Origin of the sequence: Desulfovibrio sp. 1188_IL3213, assembly GCF_036763145.1 — a bacterium.
Taxonomy (GTDB): domain Bacteria; phylum Desulfobacterota; class Desulfovibrionia; order Desulfovibrionales; family Desulfovibrionaceae; genus Desulfovibrio.
The window spans coordinates 1-7103 of the sequence record NZ_JBAIYR010000091.1; the positions used below are offsets into that span (position 1 = coordinate 1).

A 7103-nucleotide genomic window follows, 5' to 3' on the forward strand; every position below is an offset into this window, starting at 1 on the left:
CGGCCTGTTTTAAAATCGCCAAGATTTGACTGTCCGTGAAGCGTGACTTTTTCATTGTAAAATCTCCAGATTGCTTATTCTCGGAAATTCTACTTTGAAATGCTACTTTTTTCTGGGGGGATTACCCAGTAGGCTCATCGGTATTCATTCTACTACTGCGTTCATCTTTTGCCGCCACAAACCAGCCTGCGGGAGCAGGCTGAGGATGAACAGACTATAGCCGTGCGCCATGCCGTTTAAACCGTATGCGCGAACATAGCAAAAACGGGATCGGGACCCGCTTTTTCATCCCCCCGTTCAACGCACGACTCTTTCATACATTTGTTCTCATTCCCCTGCCCTGCTCCAATCCGCTTTGCGCGCGTACATTCGTACATTCCCATGCGTCAACGGGATAGAATCTTGCCCGCGCGCCCATAGACTGCTCCTGCTGGCGGCTTTTTTATGCGCAGCGAACGGCACGCAGCAACCATTGGCGAGGTCAGCGGTTATTGCTGCCTGGCCTCACCTTTGTTACGCAAAAACACAATAATACAACATAAAAGTTAAATTTTTTGAACGAATAGCTTTGTTATGTTGTTTTATAACGTACGGTTGATCAACACTCAAATTGGAGGGAACATGTTCAAACGCAGTTTACTTGCCATGGCTTTGACGTTGGCTCTTTCAGTATCCGCACTTGCTGCGGATAACGGTTTCTACATGGGATTGAAGTTTATCGATTCCATCCAGAGCACAGGAAATGTCTCCAAAGGCGGCGCCATCGATTTTTTTGAGGTAGACAGCTACACACAGAACACTGTCGGCGGCGGCGTTTTTGTCGGCTACGACTTCTACCCCATGCATCAGGTGCCTGTCCGCGCTGAAATCGAATACGCCATCCGCACCAACAGCAAAACTGAATGGGATTCCAAAGATTTTGGGGATCTCGTCACCCTTAAAGGCCAGTGGAATCTCCAAACGCTTTTCCTGAATGCGTATTGGGATTTCCATAATGATACGGCCTTCACGCCTTATATCGGTGGTGGGCTTGGTATGGGCTTCATCCAGAGCAAATATGAAATAGAGATCGCCGGATTAGGGAGCGAAAGCTATAAAAAAGCCAATACCGTCTTCGCCTGGAACGCAGGTGCTGGCGTGGCCTACGCCATCACGAACAACCTGTCCGCCGATCTGGCCTACCGTTTCGTGGCCCTTGGCTACCACGAAAACGAAAAGACCGTGGATGGCGTAAAGATGAAGCTTGGCATGGCTCCTTATGCCAACGAATTCAGCCTCGGCATCCGCTATACCTTCTAAAAGGCCCTTTCATGACCTTCCTCTTGAAGGCCGCCTTCGGGCGGCTTTTTTTATTGCATCAAGCGCCACGCACCAAAGTGTTTTTTCATATCCGGTGTCGCGTTTGTTAAAAATAGGTGGCGTGGCACAGCGACCGCTCACAGCAACCACGTACGCCCATGTTACACCCGGCGGGCAGTCCAGGGCAGCCGAGTTGATGCCCCGCTCGATTTGGTGCCAGTTGGCGCCGGAAAAAACGACAAAAAGGGTTAGGGGACGACCCTAACCCTTTGCTTTCTTTGGTACCGAGAGCGAGACTTGAACTCGCAAGGGGTTGCCCCCGGCGGATTTTGAGTCCGCTGCGTCTACCAATTCCACCATCCCGGCAAATTTGGATTCCAGGCAGATACGCCCGAACCCGTGCTGCGAAAAGCTTTTTATCCCAATGCACAGGGGTAAGTCAAGAACCTCTCTTACCCTTAACAAAAACAGGCAAAAGACACACCGCAGCCTGCTGACGGCAATGCTTCAGCAAACTTGCGGCTCTCGCCCTACTCTTCAAGCCAGCGGGCAGCCCTTTGCACCGCGCGATGCCACTGGTACAGCAGCTCATCTCTCTTGTCTTCGGCCATAGAGGGGGCAAAACAGCGGTCAAGCTTCCACAGGCTTGTCACCTCTTGCTCATTTTCCCAAAAACCTGAGGCAAGCCCGGCCAGAAAGGCCGCCCCAAGGGCTGTGGTTTCTGTTACCACCGGACGCTCAACAAGCACACCTGTAAGGTCGGCCTGAAACTGCATAAGCATGTTATTGCGGCTGGCGCCGCCGTCCACACGAAGTGTGGTAAGAGCAATGCCCGTATCTTTTTGCATGGCATCGATAATATCCAATGTCTGCAGCGCGATGGCCTCGGTTGCGGCGCGGGCTATATGTCCTCTGCCGGTTCCTCTGGTCAGGCCCACGATAGTCCCCCTGGCGTATTGATCCCAATATGGCGCGCCGAGACCCACAAAGGCAGGAACCATATACACCCCGCCGTTGTCCGGCACAGTACCGGCCAATCCCTCCATTTCAGAGGAGTCTTTAATGATGCCAAGCCCGTCACGCAGCCACTGCACAACAGCACCGCCGACAAAAACGCTTCCTTCCAGCGCGTAGGAATATCCGTCTGCCGTCTGCCACGCCACGGTTGTGAGCAGATTATTAGAGCTGACTCGCGGGTTTTGTCCGGTGTTAAGCAGCAGGAAACAGCCTGTGCCATAGGTGTTTTTCGCCATTCCCCGGCTCATGCAGGCATTGCCGTAAGTGGCGGCCTGCTGGTCGCCGGCAATACCGGCAATGGGCGTCGCGCAGCCAAAAAATTCAGGATGTACCTCTGCCATATGACTGGACGAAGGAGCAACCTCGGGCAGCATGCTGGCGGGTACGCCCATGATTTCCAGCAGTTCACTGTCCCACTGCCCCGTATGGATGTTGAACATCATGGTTCGGCTGGCATTGGAAGGATCAGTGACGTGGGCTCCCCTTTTGCTCAGGTTCCACACAATCCAGGAATCCACCGTGCCGAACAGCAGATCCCCGGCATCGGCTTTTGCCCTGGCGCCCGGCACATTATCAAGAATCCATCGCACCTTGCTGCCGGAAAAATAGGCGTCCGGCACAAGCCCGGTCTTCTCCTGAATGATCAGCGCCTTGCCGTCAGCCCGCAACTGGTCACAAAAGGCCGCAGTACGCCGATCCTGCCAGACAATGGCATTGTAGACAGGCGCTCCGGTGGATTTTTCCCATACAACGGTAGTTTCCCGTTGATTGGCTATGCCTACGGCCGCTATTTGGTTGCCGTTTACTTGCGCGAGCCGCAGGCACTCGTGGAGGACATACGCTTGCGAATCAAAAATCTCATTGGGCGAATGCTCCACCCACCCTGGTTCAGGATATATCTGGGTGAATTCTTTTTGCGCGACCTGCACGATATTGGCATCGCGATCAAAGAGAATCGCGCGCGAGCTGGTTGTACCCTGATCAAGGGCCAGTATGTAGCGTGGCGCCATGCTCTTCCTCCGCTCTTGCAGTAAAGCTCTGTCGTTTCGCCCTTGAACGCATGGTACACGTCACCGGCCCGTTTGAACATAGACAGAGCGCGTTCGGGCTGGCACACAAACAGGCCGCCGGTCAGCAGCGCCGGAAAAGCGTTGGAACCGTGCGGCCTGTCATGCCGGATATTTTCTTGCAGCAGCGTAAACGCTCTTATTTTTCGCTCACACCCTTGCGGGATGCGCCATAGCGCCCCCCTGCCTTACATGCGGATACTGTTGCGTATGTCTTCCAGACGTGCCTTTGCAAACAGCAGGTAGGACAGGACAAGCTCTCCGGAATTGAAGGATGACGTGATATACAAGGGGTCATACTCACAAATCCGGTTCAGATAGGACATGGCGGAAGCCATGTTTTCTTCATTATTCTTGGCCTTGATTTCTGGATACAGCACATAAAGAGTATTAATGAAGTCACGAAGAACCAGAACGATTCCCTGAACCTCATAAATACGGTTGTCCAGAGTGTAAAAAGACATGCTTTGCGCGTTTTGCAAAAGCCCAAGAGCATAACCGAGCAGGTTTTCTCCCGTCACAGTCACAAAAGAGGCGTAAAGGTCGTCAGAACGGCAATTATACACGCCTGTGCCGTTATCCAATGATTTTTTATAATCCTCAAGCAGTTTAAAGCCCTTCTTGTATGATCCTTCAGCAGAGGGAAACATAAAACTGCGCGGGTCAATGGCAAAACTGTTTATACGCGCCTTATACAAAAATTCGCTTTCTCTGTCGCTGGTTCCCAGTTTGGCGATCTGGCTGGCATAAAGATCCAGCAGGAACCTGGTGGCGTGGTAAACTCCATACTGGCGATACGCCCGGTTATCCAGAATAAAACGGTTAAAAACGATATCATTGATGCTCCAGCCAAAGGTGGAATTCAGCTCGCGCTGCATCTGATGGGTAATGGCATCAAGCAGAATCTTACCTTTTTCATTTTCCGGCAGCTTGTCCGCAGCGGCCGGCAGCGTCATCGGCTCCGGAAAAGTAGTGGCGTCAATGAAGGAATACGCTCGCTGCAAACCCCACACGGCCAAAAGAATGCCAAAAAAAAGACATACCTGTACAGCCAGGGTTTTCAGCACAACCTGCAGCTTGAGAATGGGAGGAAGTGTCGGCAGTTTCATCTTTAGGTCCTTATATAATGTCAATCTTCATGCGGCTTCGTAGAGAAATAAGTCCTATTTCCTCAAAGTGCAAATACGGCGGCTCGCGTCTGTGGCCCACAAAGTGCCAGACCCGCGCATTACAGAAAAGCGTCTGCCGCCGGGTACGTTGCCGGTATGCCTATGCGAATTGCTTGGACGGACAACAACAAGCCAAATCAACCCACAACATAAGCATCCAATAATTTAGCGCAGATAGAACACCCAACAAAAAAACAGGGTTGCCAAAAGGGCCAGCAACAGCAGAGGGACGCCCACCTTGGCATAGTCTTTCAGACTGTATCCGCCCGGCTCACGCACCAGCATATGCACCGCCGAACCGAGGGGAGAAATAAATACTGCGGAACAGGCAATGGCTACAGACATGGCGCAGGCTTGAGGGCTGATACCCATTTTCACCCCCACATCCACCGCCATAGGGGCTATGAGCATGGCTACCGCCGTGCTGGAGAGGCAAAAACCCAACAAGGCCGAAATCATGAACAGTCCGGCCAGAACGGCAAAGGGACCGGCCCCGGACAAGATCTGTATGAAGCCGTCGGAAACCAGCGAAATAATCCCTGACTTCTGCAAGGCCAGAACAAGCGGCAGAATCCCGGCGATCATGACAACGGTCTGCCAGTCCACCACCTCATAAATGGAATTCAGCGGCACACAGCGCATGAGCACCAGGGCGGCAGTGGCGGCCAGAATGGCTGTCACCGGGGGCAGCAGGCTGAAAGCCATAAGCACCACCATGACAGCCATGATGATCAGTGTAATTTTTCCCTTCTGCCGCGCGGGGATCACCTCTTTGTAGTCTTGGGGCAATGTGAGCAGCAGGTACTGGCTTTTGTTGCGCTCAAGCCGCAGGATGTCTTCCCACGCGCCGCAGACCAGCAGGACATCGCCGAACTTAAGAGGAATATCGGCCACATCTTCTGTCAGGGTTTCTCCCTTGCGGCGTATGCCGAGCACCATGCTCTGGAAGGTCGTTTGAAAAAGCGTTTCTTTCAACGATTTTCCGATAAGCGTTGACTCCGGATTGAGCATGACCTCCGCCAGCCCCACCACCTGAAAAAAATTTCTCCGCTTGGAAACGGTGGCAGAAACCTGCTCCAGTGAAAACGTTTCTATAAAGACATGTAGTTGGGCGGCGGAGCCGATAACCATCAAAAGATCTCCGGCCTGAAGCACCTTTTCCGGCTTTGCCGGTGTAATGGTTCGCCTTCTGCCGTGGCCGTTGCTTTCCACAGCCAGCAAGGTGATTCCGTACCGGGCGCTGAGCTGCATGCGCGCCACACTACGGTCCACAAGTTCTGACCCTTCAGGAATACGCAACAAAAATTGCTGCTTGTCGATCTTGTGATGGCGCAACAGATCATCAATGGAAAGACTTTTCTTGCACTCTACCCGCGAATCCTTGGGGGCCAGCATGTCCTGCCCGAAAAGCAGCATAAAGGCCATAGCCAGCAGCAGAATGAGCACGCCGAAGGGCGTGAAGCTGAAAAAACCCAACGTTTCAAGGCCGTGCTCGCGCAAGATGCTGTTAACAATAATATTGGGCGTTGTGGCTACCAGCGTCATCATGCCGCTGATAAGCGCGGCAAGCGCCAAAGGCATAAGCAGACGCCTGGGATTGATCCGGGTTTTTTCCGCCACCGAAAGGGTGATGGGAATGAATATGGCGGCCGTGGCCGTGGAACTCATGAACGCTCCCACTGAGGCGGCTGCCCCCATAATCATGAGCAGCAGCCTGCGTTCACTTCGGCCCCCTCGACGGATGATGACCTCCCCTACCCGCTGGGCAATGCCCGTATGAATAATGGCCTTGCCCACTATAAACATACAGCTGATGATAAGCACCGTGGTGCTGGCAAAGCCGGATATGGCCTCCTGCACGGGCAACACGCCGCTGAGCGTCAAAGCCAGGATAATCAGAACCGCCACCACGTCATTGCGCAGTGCGTTACTTACAAGAAGAATAACAGTCACTCCAAGAACAGCGAGAGTGACAGTCATATCATAGGTGAGCATAAAAAAGCGTCTCCACAGGAAAATAATAAGGCCGATACATCAACATCGGGTCACATTGCACAGGAAATCAATTTGCATGAACATGCTGGCGGACAACCGCCCTTCATCCTGTGAGGCGGCCAGATGAACTCCATTCAGAACTAAAAAATGTTGCCCAAAGTGCTCGGCAACGGCTGAGGCTGACCTGCGCCATCGGGCGTGTCTTGGTTCGTGCCGTCGCCGGAGCAACTTCACGGAACAGTTTCAAGACGAAATTCCTCAGAAAAAGACCTTTCGGCAGCGGCTGATAATGACGGTGAACTGCTGCAAGGTCAATACGTCCGGCAGCCGGCATGGCGCGTAAGCGATGCCGGGCGCTGGTCACGGACCTACTACAGCTAAGGATGTGTAGCGCCTGTAAAAAACAGGAGCATGCCCTGCCCGGTTCACAACGCCGGCGAGAGGGCTTACCCCAGGCATCGGCGCCGCTGCCGTCCGGCAAGTCTGCCGACAGGTTGGACGCGGCTGCGGACAGGCTGGATACACCCGAGGGGAGAAACGCAAGCGCCGGAGCCTG

The 7103-nt window shown here is 53.3% G+C and carries 5 protein-coding genes and 1 tRNA gene; 1 reads left to right on the plus strand and 5 read right to left on the minus strand.

The genetic code is table 11. The features are described 5' to 3' along the window. Window positions 1-621: 621 nt before the first annotated feature. Window positions 622-1299 (plus strand): outer membrane protein, encoded by a 678-nt coding sequence (locus tag V6C16_RS05865; protein ID WP_333534989.1) that lies wholly within the window; start codon window positions 622-624, stop codon window positions 1297-1299. 279 nt (window positions 1300-1578) lie between these two features. On the opposite strand, the gene V6C16_RS05870 is transcribed toward V6C16_RS05865, so the two are convergent. The 5 genes from V6C16_RS05870 to V6C16_RS05890 all read right to left on the minus strand — a co-directional run. Continuing rightward, window positions 1579-1665 (minus strand) — tRNA-Leu (locus tag V6C16_RS05870). Between the two features lie 164 nt (window positions 1666-1829). Beyond that, window positions 1830-3326 carry a glycerol kinase GlpK gene (gene glpK, locus V6C16_RS05875; RefSeq protein ID WP_333534990.1) on the minus strand — a complete coding sequence of 499 codons (1497 nt, stop codon included), beginning with the start codon at window positions 3324-3326 and terminating at the stop codon, window positions 1830-1832. Between the two features lie 245 nt (window positions 3327-3571). Continuing rightward, window positions 3572-4492 (minus strand): DUF2333 family protein, encoded by a 921-nt coding sequence (locus V6C16_RS05880; protein ID WP_333534991.1) that lies wholly within the window; start codon window positions 4490-4492, stop codon window positions 3572-3574. Window positions 4493-4717: 225 nt separating this feature from the next. After that, the gene (locus tag V6C16_RS05885; RefSeq protein ID WP_333534994.1) at window positions 4718-6583 is read right to left on the minus strand and encodes an SLC13 family permease; all 1866 of its coding nucleotides are present in this window, start codon (window positions 6581-6583) and stop codon (window positions 4718-4720) included. 67 nt (window positions 6584-6650) lie between these two features. Then, window positions 6651-7103: hypothetical protein (locus V6C16_RS05890; RefSeq protein WP_333542883.1), on the minus strand; the 453-nt coding region annotated here is incomplete at its 5' end.